Source organism: Bacteroidia bacterium, from assembly GCA_026932145.1.
Lineage (GTDB): Bacteria > Bacteroidota > Bacteroidia > J057 > JAIXKT01 > JAIXKT01.
Window position 1 is genome coordinate 205,638 of record JAIXKT010000007.1, and the last position, 20,301, is coordinate 225,938.

The window sequence follows — 20,301 nt, forward strand, 5'->3', positions numbered from 1 at the left end:
TATTTTTGTTTGGAAAAAAAACTAAAAAACCAGTGATTATCTACGGATTTAGAAAAATTGTAGATAAGATTTTTTTTTAGAGAGTATTGCGTTATTGAGTAATTTGCCCCGATTCGTTATGTCAATAAAAACAAAGGCATCCGTTGCTTTTAGTGTAGATTTTGAGGACTGGTTTCAGGGTATAGAAATCCCTATGCAGCAATGGGAGCAATATGAACCTCGGCTTGAAAAAGGAACGCAGCCGCTATTAGATATGTTGGAGAAGAATCAGGTACGGGCAACTTTTTTTGCATTAGGATACATCGCCCGCAAGAATCCTGAATGGATAAAAACAATATCTTCAAAAGGGCATGAATTGGCTTCACATGGATATTCCCATGAAAAAGTTTACAATCTAACGCCGGCAGCATTTAGGGAAGAAATAGCTACCACTAAAAAGCTAATTGAAGATTTAACGGGAAAACCGGTGCTTGCTTATCGCGCCCCCTATTTTTCAATTACATCTGATAGTTTGTGGGCACTCGAAGTTTTGGCCGAAGAAGGATACACCATTGACTGCTCTATCTCTCCTATAAAAACATGGCGTTATGGAATAGCGAACTGCCCCGATGAGATTTTTTATATTCCAGAAGTAAAACTCATCGAGTTTCCGGTTTCTCCATTTAAAATATTAACCAAACGTCTTGCTATTGGAGGAGCTTATTTTCGGCTATTTCCTTATTTTTTAACCCGAAACGGAATCCGTAGCCGAGTGGAAAATAATCAACCCACTATGTTTTATATTCATCCTTGGGAATATGACCCTAAGCATCCCGTTGTTGATATTCACTGGAAAGCCAAAATCACCCATTACACCGGCTTAACGAACACTATCCCATTCACACAAAAGCTATTACAAGAATTTTCTTTCAAAACTGTTTCTGAATTAGTACAAGATTACGGTGGAAAAAACAGCTACAAAAACATCAGCCTTTCGTTACTCAAGGATTGAACCGGCAGATTATCAAAAACTGATTCAGTCAATAGATGAAATTTTATGCGAAGGAAATTCCCATAATGCAGGTAAATATGACCTCAATCATTGGTATTGGCAGTATCTAAAACTACCGTCCGCAAAGGCGTTTATTTATGGTGTTTTTGATGAAAATGACCTTCTAATAGGATATTACCATATTCCTTGCTATACGGGACATATTGGAGAAAAAAAAGTCCTGATTGGGATGATTCAGGATGTTGCCATTAGCCAAAAGTCTCGAGGTGGAGGAGTTTTCCGCCAATTAGCACAATATGCTCACCAAGATATTGCGCAAGAAGTGGATTTTATCTATACCTTTCCAAATCACAAAAGCATCCATACCTTTATCAAATACAACCAATATTCTTTACTCAAAACGTTACCGGCTTATATTTTGCCCATTAATGCCGCCAAAATCATTCACTCAAAATTAAAAATCCCCCTAATCAACCATTTAGCGACACCTTTTACTTTCTTACATCAAAAAATTTGTCAAGTGAATGTTCCCAAAGATTATCAATTTATTTTTGACCATTCACTTAATCTTGAAACGGAGCAGCTACTAAAATCCTTCAATGCGTTACACAGAATTGGTTTAGATAAAAATAACCAATATATTCAATGGCGTTTTTTTGACAAACCCAATTCAAAACATTATTTGTTAAAGGTCATTCAGAACCAGAAATTACTGGCTATTTTGGTTTTTAAAGTAGATGAAATGCTGGGAAACCCCAGTTTGTTGCTCATGGATTTTGCCTACATAGAAACCGAAAACCATGTTTTAATGGCTTTACAATGGCTAAAAGATGTTGGCTTAAGCCAAATTCCAGAATCCGTCAATTTACTATTTACTTCTGGAAATTCATTGATATTTAACAGTTTATATAAAGTTGGTTTTGTAAAAATCCCCAATCAATTTAGCCCAAGACCATTAAATTTACTAACAAAGAATATTCGCCTAACCGATTGTGCCAATGCTATTTTTGATTCAAACAATTGGTTAATTACCTTGGCAGATTGGGATGTCTTTTAGGAATACTATCTGTGATTTGTTACTATACTTAACCGACTTTCTTCTTCAGTTGTTTTTTTGTTTTTTCTCTAAAATATGTTTTTGGAATTATAATAAAGCCTATTTTTGAGAAAAATTATGTAACTAATTTACCTATTTAAAATATGAGTGTTGCTATGACCAATTTATTAAAAGGCGGCGAATTTTTAGTGAAAGACACAGCCGCAACCGATGTTTTTGTTCCAGAAGAATTTAACAGCGAACAGAGAAGTTTAGCTGATATGTGTGGTGATTTCTTGGTTCATGAAGTCTATCCATACATTGAGGCATTGGATAAAATGGACAATCCTAAGCTGATGCCTGAGTTAGTAACTAAGGCCGGCAATCAAGGGTTATTGGGTATTTCTATCCCTACCGAATATGGCGGTTATGGGATGGATTTCATTACGGCTATGCTTACCACAGAGGTTTTAGGCGCAGGACATTCATTTTCAGTAGCTTTGGCTGCCCATACCGGCATTGGTACGTTACCGATATTATACTTTGGTAATGATGCCCAAAAAGCTAAATACTTGCCTAAATTAGCTTCCGGCGAATGGAAAGCCTCTTACTGCCTCACAGAGCCGGGGTCTGGATCAGATGCATTAGGAGCTAAAACCAAAGCTGTATTATCCGATGACGGAAAACACTACATCATTAACGGCCAAAAAATGTGGATAACCAACGCCGGCTTCGCAGATGTATTTGTTGTATTCGCCAAAATAAATGGAGAACAATTTACCGGATTTATTGTAGAAAAAGGTACCCCGGGGCTAAGTCTGGGAGAAGAAGAAAAGAAAATGGGTATAAAAGGCTCTTCAACGCGGCAAGTTTTCTTTAATGATATGAAAATACCCGTAGAAAATTTACTGGGAGAAGCCGGAAAAGGGCACTTGATAGCATTCAATATTCTGAATATCGGAAGGATTAAATTGGCCGCAGCCGTTTTGGGGGGAGCCAAAAAAGCAGCCTCAGTATCAGCTCAATACGCCATCGAAAGACACCAATTTAACACCTCTATTTCCAAATTCGGTGCCGTTCAATATAAATTAGCGGAACAAGCTATCAGGATATTTGCCTTAGAAACAGCTACTTATAGAGCAAGTAACGATCTACGCCTTACCGAAGAACAAAACCTTGCTGCCGGTATGAGTACCAATGATGCTCTTTTAAAAGCAGCCGAAGAGTTTTCTGTAGAATGTGCTATGCTTAAAGTATTTGGATCAGAAGTGATTGATTATGTGGTAGATGAAGGTGTACAAATCTATGGAGGCATGGGCTTTTCAGCAGAAGCACCGATGGATAGAGCCTACCGTGATGCCCGAATCAACAGAATCTTTGAAGGCACTAACGAAATCAACCGCTTACTTACCGTAGATATGCTCCTGAAAAAAGCGATGAAAGGCAAGTTAGACCTGATGACTCCCGCTATGGCAGTTCAAAAAGAACTTATGTCTGTTCCAGATTTCAGCACCCCAGATGATTCTATCGTATTTGGCCGTGAGAAAAAACTAATCAAAAACCTCAAAAAAGCAGCATTAATGGTTGCCGGGGCTGCCGTCCAAAAATTCATGCAGAAATTAGCCCATGAACAAGAAATCTTGATGAACATTGCAGATATGTGCATAGAAACCTATGTTTGTGAGTCCTTTATGCTGCGGGTAGAAAAACTAAAAACTACGAATCCGGCAAGCGAAACGAATGCCGTTTTGGAGCAAATGTTCTTAACATACCTAAATGATGCCGCAGACCGCGTTTTTATAGCTGGAAAAAATGCCTGCAACGCCTTCGCCACCGGAGACGAACTTCGCGTGATGCTTATGGGTATGAAACGATTCACAAAATCAGAACCATTTAACACCAAAGATGCCCGCAGACAAATAGCCCAAGCCGTTATTGCTGCCGGTAAATATCCTTTCTAAATTTTAGTAACAAACTCATTTCCATAAATTTACCCATAACATTACTTCTTATAAGAAGTAGCGTTATGGGTAAATAACCATTTAAAAAGTAAAAATTATGTATTCAATCATCAGCGGCGGTCTAAAAACAGCACTAAAAGCACTTTTAGCAACCTACCCCGATGACGAACATTTGATCAACTTAGTAAGTCGTTCCTATCGCCTTAGCTGGGTAGAATATGAACAATTAACGGATGGGTACTTTGCCAAACAAAAAGTAACCCCCCAAAATGCCGAAAAACTCATCGCTATCGCTCAGGCATATTTACTTTTTGAGTTCCAAACCCAGTCTTTTACAAGGCTAAATAATTTATTATCAACATTTTCTAAAAAATGGATAGAATATCATCCCAATTGGGAAATTGAACATCAATGTTGGATAACCTGCGCCAAAAGAATTCATCGCTTAATTTCGATAGAAGAATTTGAAAACTGGCTAAATCAAAAAGCCTTACAGACTGGGGACGTTTTTCCAATGGGTTTTTTCTTGGCAGGCTACACTTTGTTACACGAAAAACGCCCGGAATATTCTATCCGGATTCAGTTTTGGATGGAAAAAGCTATCCGTAAAAGCCCTCAACAGCCGATAGCTTTGTTATCCATGACAAGTTTGGTTCAAGTGCTGTTGCAATTTCCAAACCGAGAAACCTTAATTTATGCAAGAGAAAAAATCAGCCAATTAGCAGACCAGTTTCAGGCTTTTGAAGAAGCACACATTATTTTTATTGACCTCATGATGCAATCGCTCATTGAGGAACTTGTGTTGCAACCTGATATTGAAGAGCGCCGCCTGATTTTATATGCCCTCAAAGATCATTGCCTAAGAGAAATTGCCCGCAAAGAACGCTATTCGGCTGAAATTCAGGGGTATTTATACTATCGTTTGGCTTATGCCTATTTTCAGTTAGCTACTTTAGGAGAAAAATCATTGTGCCAAGAAGCACTTCGGCAAATAGATGCAGCCTTAATCCTCAATGAAGTTCGTCCGGATATTATCAATGTGCATCAATATCAGCAACTTAAATACCGGATCATGTTGCTTTCCGGTGATTCTACGGCTGCTTTTCATTCCCTAAAAGACTTGGCTACATGGTTTAAAAAAGATGGTGATTATCAAAAATATGCAGAAACAATTTCTTTGGCTGCGCACGCCTGCGAACACTCCGAATTATGGACAAAAGGAATAGAATACTTGGTAGAGCAAACAGAACCACTTATCAAACGCCTGCCGGAAGGCGGCTGCGAAGCAGTGGTAATTCTCTTAGAAACTCTTACTCAATTACTTAACCAAGCAGTTTATAGTAGCAAATTAAAACTAATTACCGAAAAAGGATACAATTATTTTCAGCTATTTACACGTTTCCATGACTTTTGCAGCCAAAATCCTAATTCCGTAGGGCTTCGCTTGTGGGAACGATATGTAGATATTTTTAGAAATAGTAAAATTATTGCCCAAAACAATATCCATATTTTCTTTAGCTATCATCAAGAATCTATAAAGATTCTAACTATATCTGCCAGATTGTCAGGAAATAATCACTCATACAAAGTAGCTCAGGATTTACTGCAATCTATCGGTAATCCAAGATGCCCCGCTAATATTTTTACCGGAAAGTGGAGCGATTTTGCAGAAGAACCCGCAAACTTTAGAAATAAAGTGTTGAATCAATGTATCTCTATCACAAGAGGTGATTTACCACTTGCGTCTGAACACCTTAACTTTTCTTACCGGAATATCAGAAGCTATTTATCTCAAAATGAAATAGATAGATTAGGAAACTTTTTGTATGAAATTCAAACAACAAATCCGGCTCTGGAACAAGGTATCCGTAAAATGCTCTATGATATGCACTTACAAGGAACTTTGTATGAAATTATTTTTGATTTACCGGTTTTTTTAGTCAATAACCATAAAGGGTTCTCTCTGAATACCTTTGTTGAAGTCCTTGATCTAAAATATAATACTGCCTCAAAATACCTAAAAGGTTTAGTTCAGTTTGGGTTAATACGCCCAGAACGGTTTGGAGAGCATAAAAACTACTATTTTTTAGAAAAGGAAACCATCTTTAACCATATTTATGAAGCAAACCTAAATAAATAACTAATCTAATTTACTGATTTTAAGTAAGATTTGACTAAGTTATACTGTTTTGGGAACTTAAAATAGTTTTATTATTTAAACTTATTGATATTGATAGTGCTCCATGCTCCATGTTGGCGCACTTCGGTTCTGCCTTTGGCATCAAAACTATTTCTGGGAGACTTTAATGCTTCATATTGGAATGGGATAACTACTTTTTGGGTTTTATCAATAGCTCCCCATAATTTTCCTACTTTAACAAAGGCGGCACCTAAGTTAAAATTTCGGGCATCTGAATAAATAAATGGGATGATTATTTGGCCATTCGTGCCTATATAACCCCATTTTCCGCCATTTTTTACGGCAGCTAAATCATCGCTAAATTCTAAGGCATCTTCATATTGGCAAGGAATAAATTCGTGTAAATCGTTGGATAGATACCCAAATTTTCCATCGCAAATCACCAATCCAAGTTGATTAGCATACATACAATATTGAATTCCATTGGGTTGGTGTTCGCACCAGAGGCGTAATTCGTCATAACGGCAGGGTTGCTTTAAAATACCATTAAAATCATAGATACCCCATTTTTGGTTTTTGGATACGGCAAAGCAATCCCAGTCTGAAATACACACTACTTTGTCAAATTGGCATGAGATTACTTCTTTTCCGGTAGTGTCGCAAAAACCCCATCCGTTAGCAGAAAAAACCGGTGTGATTATTTGCCCCTTTTCAAACGGAAAAATCATTTTATAGGTAGGTGGAACAATTATTTGTTTGTTTTTTTTGTACCGAATACCCCATAAATTACCGTGTTCAAAGGGTTCAAAGGTGCTTTTTTGGCTATATCCTTCTAAAAACAAACAAAAAAACAGTATCCAGTAGATACGCACATCCAATATATTTTGAGCTAAGATACATTATTTTTACGTTAGCTAACGAGAAAAAGCACTTAGCCGTTTGTTTTTAGGCTTATTTAGTTCAAAAATACGCTAACTAATCTTGGAGTGCAGCTTAGAAAATGCCGCTTTTATGGATTCTAAATCCCAATAAAGAAAGATTCTATTTTCTAAAATGTGCATAAAGTATTTAGAAAATGTGAATAAGTGGTTATTTTTCAACAATAAACACTTACTGTTATAATTCAAAAAAAAAGCGTAATTTCGCAAGGTGGAGTAATCTACGTAAAAACCATACATTACATCATTGTGGTATGAAAGATGAATTAGTCTTATCTGGTCAGGCAGAAGGTGTTGAATCAACTGAAACTACTGAGGAAAAACATATTCGGCGGAAGGTTTATTTGGCATGGTCGGGGGAAGATGTCAAAGAGAAGCGGGATATTTTGGCCTTTATACTTGAAAAAGCAGGGTTAGAAGTCTATCCGCAAGGGAACATCCCATTGGAAGAGTCTGAATTTAAAGATGTTGTTATCAAGTCTTTATCTGTTACAGAATGTTATATTCATGTATTGGGTTCAACCTTTGGGAGTCCGTTAGCCAGCAATCCGGAGGTTTCTTTGCCATTGTATCAATATGAAAAGGCAAGCCAAAAATCCCGTGAAACCGCCGGAAAGTATAAACGCTTCGTTTGGAATTTACCTACCGAAAATACCCAAATAGATGAAAAACAGCAGGACTTTATTCAGGGTATTCAAAATAACCTAACTCGAGACATTATGTTTACGAGCGTAATCAGTCCGGCACAATTCGTAGAGGATATCCGCACCTCCTTACAGGAAGAAGAACAGGTAGTCTCTTTTACCAAAGAATACGATTACTGCTTTTTGTATAACATTCAGGATGCAGCAGAATGCTACCAAATTATAGAAACAGCATCAGAAGACCACCGCATAACGACTTTAACGGTTGTTCCTGAAAATGAAGTAGATTACCGGAGTCAGGCTATTATCCAGATACGTAAGAGCCGTTTGGCTATTGTATATTTCAAAGAATGTGCAGACTGGGCGATTTCGTTTACCAAGCAAGTTTGGAAGCTAATTGGTGGTGCATCATCAAACACACCTATCTTGATGCTGGGAGAAGATGAGCCTCGTAGAAATCGTTTTTTACGCTTTCAGGCTCCCCAACTCCAATTACAGGTACTCTCAAAAGACCAGTTTTTACCCACAATCCAAAAAACATTTGAAAAAGTTTATCGAGGACAGGCTATTGTAGAGCAAACGTTCAGCCCATACACCGGTTTACGGCCATTTTCAGAAGACGAATCTATCTTTTTTAAAGGACGCGAAAAGCATATAGACAGCATTTTGCGTATGATTGAACGGAATAAATTTTCGATGGTTACGGGCTCTTCAGGGGACGGTAAGTCATCGTTGATTTATGCCGGCGTTGTTCCCTCTGTTAAAGGGGGCTTTTTACGGTCAGTATTTAGCAAATGGGCAGTTGCCGATTTCCGCCCAGAAAGAACACCTCTTACCAACCTTTCCAATGCCTTAGCTGCGGCTTTGCGCCAGCGAAATGCCGAACAAGTAGAAACAACCCTGAGTTATGGCTTCTCTGCATTGGTAGATTTATACAAAAAATCGTCTATCTACTGCGATATAACCGGAAAAGATTACCTTGAAGCCGATGAAGAACAACGAAGAAACTTACGCAGGCAGGCTGCAAACCTACTGATTATAGTTGACCAATTTGAGGAGTTTTTTACTAATGCCGAAAACTACCGAGATTCCATAGCCTCTCCGGTAGCACAAATCACGGTAAACGTTCTTATCGAAACCATACGCATCGCACATGAAGAAGACCTGCCTATTTTTGTCGTCTTCACGATGCGGTCGGACTACATTGGTCAGTGTGTCGCTTTTCGAGGTTTTGCAGAACTTATCGGCCAGAGTACGTATTTCGTCCCAAGATTAAAACGTGAAGAAATTCAGGAAGTTATCGAAGCTCCGGCTCGGTTAAATGGAGATAAATTGAGCTTACGCCTAAGCCAACGACTGCTTAATGACTTAGGAGACGGCATAGACCAACTACCGGTGCTTCAGCATTGTCTTCACCAAATGTGGGAAGTCGCCCAAAAAGAAAAAAAAGAAATAGACCTCCTCGAATACGCCAAAGTAGGCGGCCTAAGCGCTAATAAACTCCCCAAAGAAGACCAGTCTAAATTCCGTGAATGGTTCAACAAGCTAACTCCAGAAACCCAAAACCTATATGATAAGCCCAGATTACGCAATATATTAAGCCGCCACGCAAATGAACTCTACGAAATAGCCCACGAATACTACAACAAAAACTACACCCCAAAGGCAGATAAAGAAACTATCACCGAAATTGTAAGAATAGCATTCATTTGTTTAACTAAAATTGATGACAATCGTGCGGTGCGAAACCGTATGACCTTAAAGCAGATTGCTGAAATTTATGGAGGCGAAGAAGCAGATTATGTTATTGTGGGGCACGTACTTAACCTATTTCGTGAACGAGGAAATAACTTTATTCAGCCTTACATCTCAAACGACCCTGATTCTGTAGAATTGCGCCCAGAATCTGTCCTTGATATTACACATGAATCCTTAATTCGGAACTGGGAAAAATTAATAGAGTGGGCTGAAGCCGAAAACAAAAGCGTTCAGATATACAACGACCTAAAAATTCAGTTAGATAGTTGGCTTGTTAATGAAAAGTCTTCCAAATATCTGTTATCTACCGGGCCATTCAGTTATTTTCATGCATGGTATGAAAAACAACGCCCCAATCCGGCTTGGGTAAACCGCTACATCCGCCCGGACGAAATGATTCCATACTTAGAACCTATGGAACAAGCAACACTCTATTTAGATGACTTAGAAGAGTTTCTCCGGTTAAGTAAACAAAAAATAGAACGTAACCGTAGGTTAGTATTGTTTGCTATTGGAGTGATTTCCACCCTGCTACTCATATCGCTTATTGCCACTTATTTTGCCTCATTGTCTCGTAATGAAGCGTTGATTCAAAAAGCCAATGCAGAAAGACACGCATTGATAGCAGAAAGACAGCGATTAATAGCAGAAAACAAAACTCGCGAAGCTGAAAATCAACGACTTATAGCAGAACGCGAAAAACTTAGGGCAGAAACAAACTTCCTGGTAGCAGAAGCTCAACGAAAAATTGCAGAAGGTGAACGCGCAAATGCAGTTTCACAAACAGTAATAGCCGAAAACCAACGCAAAATAGCCGAAAACGAACGTAGAATCGCTGAAAACCAAAGAATTATTGCTGAAAATCAAACCAAAATAGCAGACCAAGAAAGAATGCGTGCGGAAGAAAAAGAAAAAGAAGCTCTTCTTCAACAAGAAATAGCTACCCGCCAACGTAATAACGCAATGATTACACAATCCCTCTTTTTGTCTGATTTAGCAAGGCAAGAAGTGAAAAAGAAAAACCCCATTGTAGCACTACTCTTAGCCCAGCAAGCTCTTCCCAAAGATTTATCAAATCCAGATAGACCTTACGTAGAAGAATCCGAAGCTGCTTTGTACAACGCCGTAAACGCTATCGTAAACGAAAAACCCAAAGGAGTTCTATTAGGGCATAAGAACAAACTGATATACAACGCCTTTTCACCGGACGGAAAAACACTCGTAACCACTTCTTGGGATAAAACAGCCAGACTCTGGAACGTTTATACCGGCAAACAAATCTCTATCCTTACCGGACACACCCACATCGTTGATAATGCGTACTTCTCTGCCAGAGGAGATTTATTGGTAACGATGGCCGAAGACTTCTCTGCACGGGTCTGGACTTTCCCCGAAGGGAAAAATATATCTACCTTACGAGGCCATAAAAACCTACTTACCCACGCCACCATCAGCACAGACGGAGCGAAAATCCTAACAACCTCTATAGACAAAACAGCCCGCATCTGGGATACCAAAACAGGAGAAGTAACCCATGAACTTGTAGGCCATTCCGATGAAGTGTTGTATGGAGCATTTAGCCCGGACGGTTCCCGTATCGCCACAGCCTCAAAAGACGGAACAATCATTTTGTGGGATAACTCCGGCAAACAAATTCGACAAATACACGCTCACAACGCCGAAGTAGTGTTTGTAGTATTTAGTTTTGACGGAAAAATGATGGCTTCCGCCTCAAATGACAACACCGCACGCATCTATAATGCCACCACCGGAGAAAATATTTTCGTATTAAAAGGTCATAAAGCCGGCGTTAATCATGTGTCATTTAGTCATAACAACAATTTAGCCGTTACGGCCTCCAAAGACTCTACCGCAAAAGTTTGGGATACCAGAACCGGCAAAGAACTCGCTAAATTAGAATCTCACAGCGCGTCAGTGTATCATTCTGTGTTTTCACCAGATGATAAAAGAATAGCTACTTCTTCAGATGATAACACCGTTCGCTTATGGGACGGAAAGTCTTTCCTTGAGTTAGCTTTCTATGCAGGCCATACCGGCTTAGGATACTATGCCGCATTTAGCCCTGATAGTAAACGCTTAGCAGTAGCATCAGATAAGTTTTCCGTTAAGATATACGAAGTATTCCCAAATTATCAAGACCTACTTAATTACGCAGATAGCCTCAAAAACAGAGAACTCTCGGATGAAGAAAGACGCAAATATTTTGTGTCAGATAACCGCGTAAGACAAGAAGTTCAGGAAAACAAAAAAGAAGACCAAGAAAAGAGCGAAGAGTCTAAATATTATATCGTTCAATTTGGAGAAACGATTTATAGTATTGCCAGAAAGTTTGGAATTACCGTTGATGACTTGATGAATTGGAACAAAATAGAGAATGATAGCGTAGTACCATACCAAAAGTTACGTGTCCGAAAATAAAATATCACTTATCATGGGTATCTATGAGTAATTTAAAATCAGAAAGACTATCGCAACTACTTAGTTTTCAGGAGCAAGACCCTAATGATACGTTCATTACATTTGCCTTAGCTTTAGAATATGTTAGCTTAGGTGAGGATGAAAAAGCCTGTAATTTGTTCGACTCCATTTACCAAAAAAAACCTGATTATGTTGCATTATATTACCAGTATGGGAAGTTAATGGAAAAACTGAATCGGATAGAAGATGCTAAAAGATTATACCAAGAGGGTATAGTTTATGCAGAAAAGATGGGAGAAGTTCGTACTCGTGCAGAACTTTTTACCGCTTTGCAAGAAATGTTAGATATGTAGCAGCCTTAAAGTGAAATTTAGAAAACAAGGATAGTTTTGTTTCATTCCTTGTTTTCTAAACGGGAAACTGTTTCGTAGGCTTCTAATATTTTTTTAACTAATTTATTACGAACAACATCGTGTGCATTTAGGAATACAAATCCGATGTTTGGAATATTTTGAAATATTTTTAATGCTTGCAAGAGACCTGATTTTTGGTTTTTAGTTAAGTCTATTTGGGTAGTATCACCGGTAACGATAATCTTAGAGTCAATACCTAATCGGGTCAAGAACATTTTCATTTGCAATTCGGTAGCGTTTTGGGCTTCGTCAAGTAAGATAAAGGCGTTCGTAAGTGTACGTCCGCGCATATAAGCGAGCGGGGCAATTTCTATGATATTTTTTTCAAGGTAAGCGCGTAGTTTTTCCGGTAAAATCATATCCTCGAGTGCGTCATAGAGTGGTCTCAGGTAGGGGTCAATTTTTTCCTTTAAATCTCCGGGTAAAAATCCGAGACTTTCTCCGGCTTCTACTGCCGGGCGTACCAAAATGATTTTACGCACCCTTTTCTCCTTCAAGGCTTTAACAGCCAAAGCTACTGCTGTATAAGTTTTACCCGTCCCGGCTGGGCCTACTGCAAATAAAATATCATTCTGCGTAGATAATGCTACCATTTCTTGCTGCCCTTTGGTTTTTGCCCGTACTGGATTTCCTTGCACACCATACAAAATTAAGTTTGGGTCTGAGTTAGATTCATGAAAAGAGCTTGAGTTAGCAATATTTCCAGCTAATATATCTGAAAAGCGGTAGTGTTCCAAAGAACCTCTTCGTTGAATTTCCTGAATCATACTACCAATTAACTGGCTGATTATTTGTATTTTATCAGGTTCACCTTGTAATTTAAGCTGATTACCGCGTGCGATAAATTTAACATCCGGAAAGGTCTCCCGAATACGGTTTAAATATTCATCATTTGTGCCATAAAAGGCACGAATATCAGCATTATCTATGGTTAAAATTTGTTCTTGCAAATGTCCTGTATTAAAAAGTAAGGCAAGATAACCAAAAAAGAGGACTAAAACAAATAGTTATTTCTGATTTTAACGTTACCGAATTTTAGGTTTGGACTACACCCAGATTTAATTGATTCAATTTTTTCGATTAAGAAATCAGTTCAGTAAAGGTCTCCACCGAATAATCGTGGAGTTGGTTATAGATAGAATCCCGTTCTATCGGTTGATAACCGGCATTTTTGATTAGTTGGATAAGTTCTGGTGTTGTCATACTGGGCGTTTGGTCTTCTGCGCCAGCCATAGAATAGATTTTGGTAGAGTCATCAATTGTGCCGTCTATGTCATCCACACCAAAACTTAGGCTCATTTGAGTAGTTTCCCGCCCAATCATTGGCCAGTAGGCTTTAATATGTGGGATATTATCTAAAAATAATCTACTTATTGCGTAGTTTTTTAGGTCTTCTATAATGGAGGTTTCTACAATGTGCGCCATGTCGTTATTTTCACGGCGGAATTTTAGTGGGATGAAAGTATTAAAGCCATGCGTTTTATCTTGAAGGTCTCGAAGTTTAGCGAGGTGATGTACACGGTGTTTGTAGGTTTCCATGTGTCCATACAAAATAGTGCAGTTAGAGGGGATTCCTAACCTATGGGCGGTTTCATGAATAGCCAACCATTCGTCAGCAGAGGCTTTGGTTTCACAGATTTGCTTACGGATTTCGTGATCAAAAATTTCAGCACCGCCTCCGGGCAAAGAATCTAATCCATCATTTTTCAGGCTAAGCAGCCCTTCTTCGTATGTCATGCGGCTTCTGGCAAACATAACTTTTAGCTCTACGGCAGTAAACCCTTTTACATGGATTTCTGGCCGTATTGCTTTGATACGGCGTATCATTTCTCCATAATATTCTACCCCTCGCTTTGGGTGTACGCCGCCCACAATGTGTATTTCTGTAATCGGAACCCCATGAAACCGCTTAACTTGGTTCTCAACGTCTTCTAAGCTGTATTCCCATCCGCCTTCTTCTCCCGGCTTGCGCGCAAAAGCACAAAAAGCACAAGTATAAACACAGATATTGGTCGGTTCTATATGAAAATTTCGGTTGAAATATGTTTTTAACCCATGTTTTTGATGCCGAACCCAAGAGGCTAAGTAAGCTAAAAAGGGAATATTATTTGAATGGTATAACTCCAATGCGTCTGCTTCGGTTAAGCGGCCACCGGAAGTTACTAAATTAAATATTTTGGCTTCAAAATTACTTAATTCTGTAGGAATAAAAGGAACTGCTGAATGAATCATAAACTATGATACAAAAATAATACAAATTGTAATGCTTACAGAGCTAAAATAGAAGGAAGATAACGATAACCCGGTATTAACAAGTAAAATTTTAGTTGTTTGAAAAAATAAGGTTACAATTTAGAATGGCATCTCGAAATAAGTAACGATTAGGTAGGTAGCTATAATTGTTTCAGTATTTTGGCAGGCACGCCTCCAATAACGCAGTTATCGGGGAAGGTTCCTTTAACTACAGCACCGGCGGCTACTACGCAATGGTTGCCTATTTGGCATCCGTCTAAAAAAGTAACCTTTGCGCCGACCCAAATATCATTTCCCAATAATATTCCCTGCGATGTAACTCCTTGATCTCGAATTAGTTTAGAGGTGTCTTCAAAGTTATGGTTTTCAGAATGAAAGCTAATATACTGCCCCATAATTACGTTATCGCCAATCGTTACTCCTCCTGCTGAACCTATGTATGAAAATTCTCCGATTCCGCTAAAACTTCCCATTTTAAAACCTTTTCCGAGTTTTGAAAAATGGCTTGTACATGACACTACGGTGTAAGCTCCTATTTTTGAGCTATTACCAATTTCAATTCCTTCCCGTGCGTATCCGTCTAAGTCGCAGTGGTGGTCTATGGTAACTCCACGCCCTAATTTAAGGGTAGATTTCCCACGAATTTTTGAGCTACTACCTACAAAAACAAATTTTTGGAATAGACAAAAGCCGCGCAGCAGATATACAAATCTTGTAATTAAAGTATTAATCAAGAGACCGGTAGGTAGCTCAGGAGCAGGAGTATATTGTTTCCCGGAAACTCTTAATAGCTTTATAAATAAAGCTCGAATCATTTTAGCAGTTTATGATGAGGTAAACTATTTATTCTGTACAGAGGCAAACCATTGATAGGTTTTGTATAACCCAGTTTCTAAATCAATAGTTGGCTCCCAACCAAATTCTTGTTTGATTTTTTGATAACTAAGTACAGACCGGCGTTGCTCCCCAGACTTAGCTTGGCCATGTTGTTGGGAAAATTTGTTTTCAAAAAAGGTATTTAAGACTTCAAATATCTCGTTCACCGTTATTTCTCTTCCTGTTCCTACATTATAAGCTCCGTATTTTTTATTGTTGAATACCATAGTGTTAGCATTTACCACATCTGCTACATAAACGTAATCACGGGTTTGTTTACCGTCGCCGTTAATTAACGGTTGTTGGTTTTGGAGCATTTTGTTTAGGAATATAGCTACTACGCCGGCTTCTCCGTGCGGGTTTTGGCGTGGGCCATATACGTTTGCGTAGCGTAAAATGGTTGTTTTTAGCCCATGAACTTCTTGATAATAATGTAGATACTTTTCTACTGCTATTTTAGATATTCCGTAAGGGGATAATGGATTAAGTAAGTGTTTTTCATCTAAAGGATAGTAATCAGGTTCTCCGTAACCGGCCCCACCGCTGGATGCAAAAATAAAATGCTGAACTCTCGATTTAACAGCTGCCTCTAATAAATTGATTGTGCCAATGATATTTATATGTGCATCTTCGGCCGGATTTTGCACTGATTTTCTAACATCAATTTGGGCAGCTTGATGAAAAATGGTATCGTATCCGCCATTTTGAACTATTTCAGCGGCTGCTGGATTTCCTATATCTTCGTTAAAAAAAGTAATTCCTGTAGGAACATTGTGTGCGAAGCCGGTACTTAGGTTATCCAACACCTCAACCTGATGATTAGAATGAATCATAGCATCAACGATATGGGATCCAATAAAACCTGCTCCGCCCGTTACTAAAATCTTCATAGTAGATATTTTTGTATTGAAGTTGCTATTTCTGTTAATTCTTGTGAAGATACGGTTAGTTTTGGCCGTTCAAAATTCATATCAGCGACATTTTGTAGTGGAATTAGGTGTATATGGACGTGTGGTACTTCTAAGCCAATTACGGCAACTCCGATACGCTTACAAGGGCAAGCGCGCTGAATAGCCGGTGCGATTTTTTGGGCAAATAGCATTAAATCACTTAGTAATGCAGGAGGCATATCAAAAATATAGTCAATTTCCTGCTTTGGAATGACTAATGTATGTCCTTTTACCAATGGAAAAATATCTAAAAAAGCAAGAAACTGGTCTGTTTCTGCTACTTTGTGGCAGGGTATTTCTCCGGAAATAATTTTTGAAAATATCGAAGGCATTTAGCGTGAAATCTCAAGAACTTCAAATGACAGTTTTCCTGCCGGTACGGTAATTTCGGCTTTATCTCCCACGACCTTTCCCAGCAGCCCTTTTCCGATGGGGGATTCTATGGAGATTCTACCTGATTTTAAGTCTGCCTCTTGCTGGGAAACTAATTGATAAGTTACTACTTGGTTTGTTTTTAGGTTCTTTAGCTTTACCAAAGAGAGAATTAGCACTTTGGATGAGTCTAAGTTAGAGTCATCCAAAACGCGAGCATTTTTTAATTGTGCTTCTAATTGGGCTATTCTAAGTTCTAATAAACCTTGTGCATCTTTGGCAGCGTCATACTCGGCATTTTCGCTTAAATCGCCTTTTTCGCGGGCTTCTGCAATTTGCTTAGCAATATCTGTGCGTTGCTTAGTCTTCATTTCATGAAGTTCTTCTTGAAGACGTTTTAACCCTTCTTCTGTAAAATAAGAAATTACACTCATTTGACTCTGGTTTTATGGATTTTCTAAATAACAAGAGCAGTTGGAAAGCGTTAGCCCCCAACTGCGCTGCAAATCTAATACTTTTTGGGAATTAAATTATCTGAAATTTTAATTAACACGTATTTCTGCTGTTTTTTTTAGAGAAACAGCAGGTTTGTTATATCTTTATTTGATGAAGTACGGATAATTATACCGAAAAAAACATGGGTTATTTTATTCTTCAAGGAGAATTTCGTGCCCCATAAGTTCTTTTTTGGTACGTAAGTAGTTATGATTATGAATGTTAGGAGTGCACTCTATGGGAACGGTATCTACTATTTCGAGGCCATATCCTTGCAAGCCGGCACGTTTGGTGGGGTTGTTGGTCATTAGGCGTAGTTTTCGGATACCTAAATCCCGTAGAATTTGGGCTCCAATGCCATAATCTCGTTCGTCAGGGCGAAAGCCCAATTCGATATTTGCTTGAACAGTATTTAGCCCTTTTTCTTGTAAGTGATATGCTTTTAACTTGTTGATAAGCCCGATTCCTCTGCCTTCTTGGTTCATATACAGCACTACTCCTGAGCCATGTTTTTCAATTTGTTGCATGGCGGCAGTTAATTGGTCTCCACAATCGCAGCGTAATGACCCTAAAATATCTCCGGTAAAACAAGATGAATGCACTCTGGTAAGTACAGTATCTTCGGATGTCCACTTTCCTTTATGAATAGCTAAATGTTCTTGGCCGGTATGGTTGTGTGTATAGGCTGTTAGCTGGAAGTCTCCATATTTTGTGGGTAAAGAAACGGAAACTTCTCTTGTAACAAGGGATTCTGTGCGCAACCGGTAGCTGATTAAGTCTTGTATCGTAATGAGCCGCAGTTGATATTGTTGGGCTATTTTGGAGAGGTCGGGAAGTCTGGCCATTGTTCCGTTATCGTTCATTATTTCTACGATAACGCCGGCTGGTTCAAGGCCAGCTAAGCGAGCCAAGTCAATAGCTGCTTCTGTATGCCCAGCTCGCCTCAAAACGCCATCTTCTTTAGCTCTTAGCGGAAAAATATGCCCCGGTCTGCCTAAGTCTTCGGGCTTCGTTTCCGGATCTATTAAGGCTTTGATAGTTCTGGAACGGTCGTAGGCAGAAATACCGGTAGTGCATCCATCTCCTAAAAAATCAACAGAAACTGTAAATTGGGTTTGAAACTGAGCGCTATTCTGCTGAACCATAAGCCCTAAGCCTAACGCATCACAACGAGCTTCTTCTAATGGCACACATATTAAGCCTTTACCTACGGTAGCCATAAAATTAACCACTTCCGGTGTGGCAAAACGAGCAGCTATTACAAAATCTCCTTCGTTTTCTCTGTCCTCATCGTCCACGACTATAATCATTTTGCCTTGCAAAATATCTTTAATAGCCTCGTCAATGGTGTCAAAATGTATAGATGACATATTTAAAGCACAAAGTTACGCTTTTTTAGGCTGAAGTTTTTCAGTATTATGCGAACTAAATTTACTCTAACTTTTTTAAATTATCTATAAATGAGGTTTTAAAGTTTTTCTGGCATATTAAAATATAGTTGGTTATTTCAGAACTATCTTTTCAATATAAACATCTTCTCCAATACTTAGGTAAAGAAAATAAACTCCTTTGGCATTATCTGAAATGTCGAAGGCAAAATCAACTGGCTTAGAATCAATAATTCCTTCTCTTTGGGTTATTTCTTGTCCGTTTATTGAAATGATTTTGCAGCTATATCGAACGCCCGTTTCTGCTGATATTCGTGCGATAAATTGCCCTTGTGTAGGATTGGGATATATAGAAAAACTATTATCATTGTGGGCAATAGGATCTTTTAAACTACCTGTTGTAAAAGTATCTAAAACAGACCATTGGTCATTTTCTCCATTACAGATAGACCGAACTCGCCATTCATAGGTTGTATTTGGAGCAAGATTACTGGCATGAAATACGGGTGAACCTTGTACATTCGTTCTATTCCACCAATTTACAGTATTTATTACTCGCCAAGCTATCTGATATGTAGAACCGGGTATTGTATCCCACCACAATTTTACCCGATTTGAAGTAATATCCGTAACATTTAAGTTAATAACAGTACCACACGGAGCAGGTGTTTCAAAGTTTTGTACTGGATAAGCATAAAAGTTTGAAGCCCCACAATGTGCCACTAATTTCCACTCATAATTTGTTTGATTTGTTAATCCGGTAATTACTCGGCTGGTATCAATGCCAACGTTTACTTTTATCCATACAAGGTTATTATTTCCAGATTTCCGATACCAAATCACAAAACTATCCGGATTTTCGCTTTTTATCCATGATAATTTTGCCTGAGTAGTTTGAATATTAGTTGTGGTAAAGTTAGAGGCAATACCGCAAGGAGGTAATGTTTCAAAAGTCTGTATCGCTGATGAATCCATACAACCGTTTGCGTAAGTTTCTATTTTATACTCAAAGGTTTTTCCCGGAGTTAATGTATTTTGATATAAAAAGTTTTGGCCAATAAGGGTAATTATTTTCCCCCAATGATTAGATGACTGCATCTTGTAGAACACCCTAACAGAGTCAGCCGTCTGGGAAAGAGTCCAGTTTATAGTAGCTTCTTTTTGCAAAACATTGGTAGTGAATAAGGAAATTATACTTGCATTTTTAAATGTAACATTTGTTGAGGCTACTGAGCTGGTGCAACTGCCTACTATGGTTACTACGTTATAGTTTCCGGCCATTGTGAGGGTGGCGTTAGTTCGGGTTGGGTTTTGGGTTGTTGAGGTAAATCCGTTTGGTCCTGTCCAGTAATAGGTAGCTCCGCTTACTGTTGAAGCAGTCAGGTTGAGGTTTGTTCCTTCGCATACGGGGCTGTTGCTGCCGGGCGTTGAAGCAGTAGGCGCAGCATTGACGGTAACATTTGTTGAGGCTACTGAGCTGGTGCAACTGCCTACTATGGCTACTACGTTATAGTTTCCGGCCATTGTGAGGGTGGCGTTAGTTCGGGTTGGGTTTTGGGTTGTTGAGGTAAATCCGTTTGGTCCTGTCCAGTAATAGGTAGCTCCGCTTACTGTTGAAGCAGTCAGGTTGAGGTTTGTTCCTTCGCA

Annotated in this window: 15 protein-coding genes; 6 read left to right on the forward strand and 9 right to left on the reverse strand. The window is 38.8% G+C overall.

The annotated features are described in order from the left end of the window. Positions 1-118: 118 nt before the first annotated feature. The 4 genes from LC115_02065 to LC115_02080 all read left to right on the forward strand — a co-directional run bounded on the left by LC115_02065 (position 119) and on the right by LC115_02080 (position 6,128). Complete coding sequence (locus tag LC115_02065; GenBank protein ID MCZ2355466.1) at positions 119-991, forward strand: DUF3473 domain-containing protein; 873 nt, start codon at positions 119-121, stop codon at positions 989-991. Beyond that, on the forward strand, positions 942-2,048 hold the full coding sequence (locus tag LC115_02070) for a GNAT family N-acetyltransferase (GenBank protein ID MCZ2355467.1): 1,107 nt from the start codon (positions 942-944) through the stop codon (positions 2,046-2,048). The genes LC115_02065 and LC115_02070 overlap by 50 nt, the downstream gene beginning before the upstream one ends. Before the next feature lie 143 nt (positions 2,049-2,191). Beyond that, positions 2,192-3,988, forward strand: a complete 1,797-nt coding sequence (locus LC115_02075; protein MCZ2355468.1) for an acyl-CoA dehydrogenase family protein — start codon at positions 2,192-2,194, stop codon at positions 3,986-3,988. 97 nt (positions 3,989-4,085) lie between these two features. After that, on the forward strand, positions 4,086-6,128 hold the full coding sequence (locus LC115_02080) for a hypothetical protein (protein ID MCZ2355469.1): 2,043 nt from the start codon (positions 4,086-4,088) through the stop codon (positions 6,126-6,128). Between the two features lie 71 nt (positions 6,129-6,199). Here LC115_02080 and LC115_02085 read toward each other — a convergent pair whose 3' ends face one another. Then, complete coding sequence (locus tag LC115_02085; GenBank protein ID MCZ2355470.1) at positions 6,200-7,000, reverse strand: WG repeat-containing protein; 801 nt, start codon at positions 6,998-7,000, stop codon at positions 6,200-6,202. Between the two features lie 320 nt (positions 7,001-7,320). On the opposite strand from LC115_02085, the gene LC115_02090 reads away from it, so the two are divergent. Together LC115_02090 and LC115_02095 are read left to right on the forward strand one after the other, a co-directional pair. Beyond that, the gene (locus LC115_02090) at positions 7,321-11,907 is read left to right on the forward strand and encodes a LysM peptidoglycan-binding domain-containing protein (protein ID MCZ2355471.1); all 4,587 of its coding nucleotides are present in this window, start codon (positions 7,321-7,323) and stop codon (positions 11,905-11,907) included. Positions 11,908-11,930: 23 nt separating this feature from the next. Next, a complete protein-coding gene (locus tag LC115_02095) occupies positions 11,931-12,260 on the forward strand; it encodes a tetratricopeptide repeat protein (protein MCZ2355472.1) in 330 nt (109 codons plus the stop codon). A gap of 41 nt (positions 12,261-12,301) precedes the next feature. Here the strand turns inward: LC115_02095 and LC115_02100 are convergent, their stop codons facing one another. From LC115_02100 to LC115_02135, 8 genes are all read right to left on the reverse strand, one after another. Next, positions 12,302-13,270 (reverse strand): PhoH family protein, encoded by a 969-nt coding sequence (locus LC115_02100; protein ID MCZ2355473.1) that lies wholly within the window; start codon positions 13,268-13,270, stop codon positions 12,302-12,304. A 130-nt stretch (positions 13,271-13,400) separates the two neighbouring features. After that, positions 13,401-14,552: an aminofutalosine synthase MqnE gene (gene mqnE / locus LC115_02105; protein MCZ2355474.1), complete on the reverse strand. Its 1,152-nt coding sequence runs from the start codon at positions 14,550-14,552 to the stop codon at positions 13,401-13,403. A 161-nt stretch (positions 14,553-14,713) separates the two neighbouring features. Continuing rightward, positions 14,714-15,388, reverse strand: a complete 675-nt coding sequence (locus LC115_02110) for an acyltransferase (GenBank protein ID MCZ2355475.1) — start codon at positions 15,386-15,388, stop codon at positions 14,714-14,716. A 24-nt stretch (positions 15,389-15,412) separates the two neighbouring features. After that, complete coding sequence (locus tag LC115_02115; protein ID MCZ2355476.1) at positions 15,413-16,339, reverse strand: NAD-dependent epimerase/dehydratase family protein; 927 nt, start codon at positions 16,337-16,339, stop codon at positions 15,413-15,415. Next, positions 16,336-16,731: an HIT family protein gene (locus tag LC115_02120; protein MCZ2355477.1), complete on the reverse strand. Its 396-nt coding sequence runs from the start codon at positions 16,729-16,731 to the stop codon at positions 16,336-16,338. The genes LC115_02115 and LC115_02120 overlap by 4 nt, the downstream gene beginning before the upstream one ends. Beyond that, positions 16,732-17,205 (reverse strand): transcription elongation factor GreA, encoded by a 474-nt coding sequence (gene greA / locus LC115_02125; protein ID MCZ2355478.1) that lies wholly within the window; start codon positions 17,203-17,205, stop codon positions 16,732-16,734. It lies immediately after the preceding gene. 213 nt (positions 17,206-17,418) lie between these two features. Beyond that, positions 17,419-18,636 carry a bifunctional 3,4-dihydroxy-2-butanone-4-phosphate synthase/GTP cyclohydrolase II gene (locus tag LC115_02130; GenBank protein MCZ2355479.1) on the reverse strand — a complete coding sequence of 406 codons (1,218 nt, stop codon included), beginning with the start codon at positions 18,634-18,636 and terminating at the stop codon, positions 17,419-17,421. 132 nt (positions 18,637-18,768) lie between these two features. Then, positions 18,769-20,301, reverse strand: a 1,533-nt coding sequence (locus LC115_02135; protein ID MCZ2355480.1) for a fibronectin type III domain-containing protein, incomplete at its 5' end; no start/stop codon positions are given.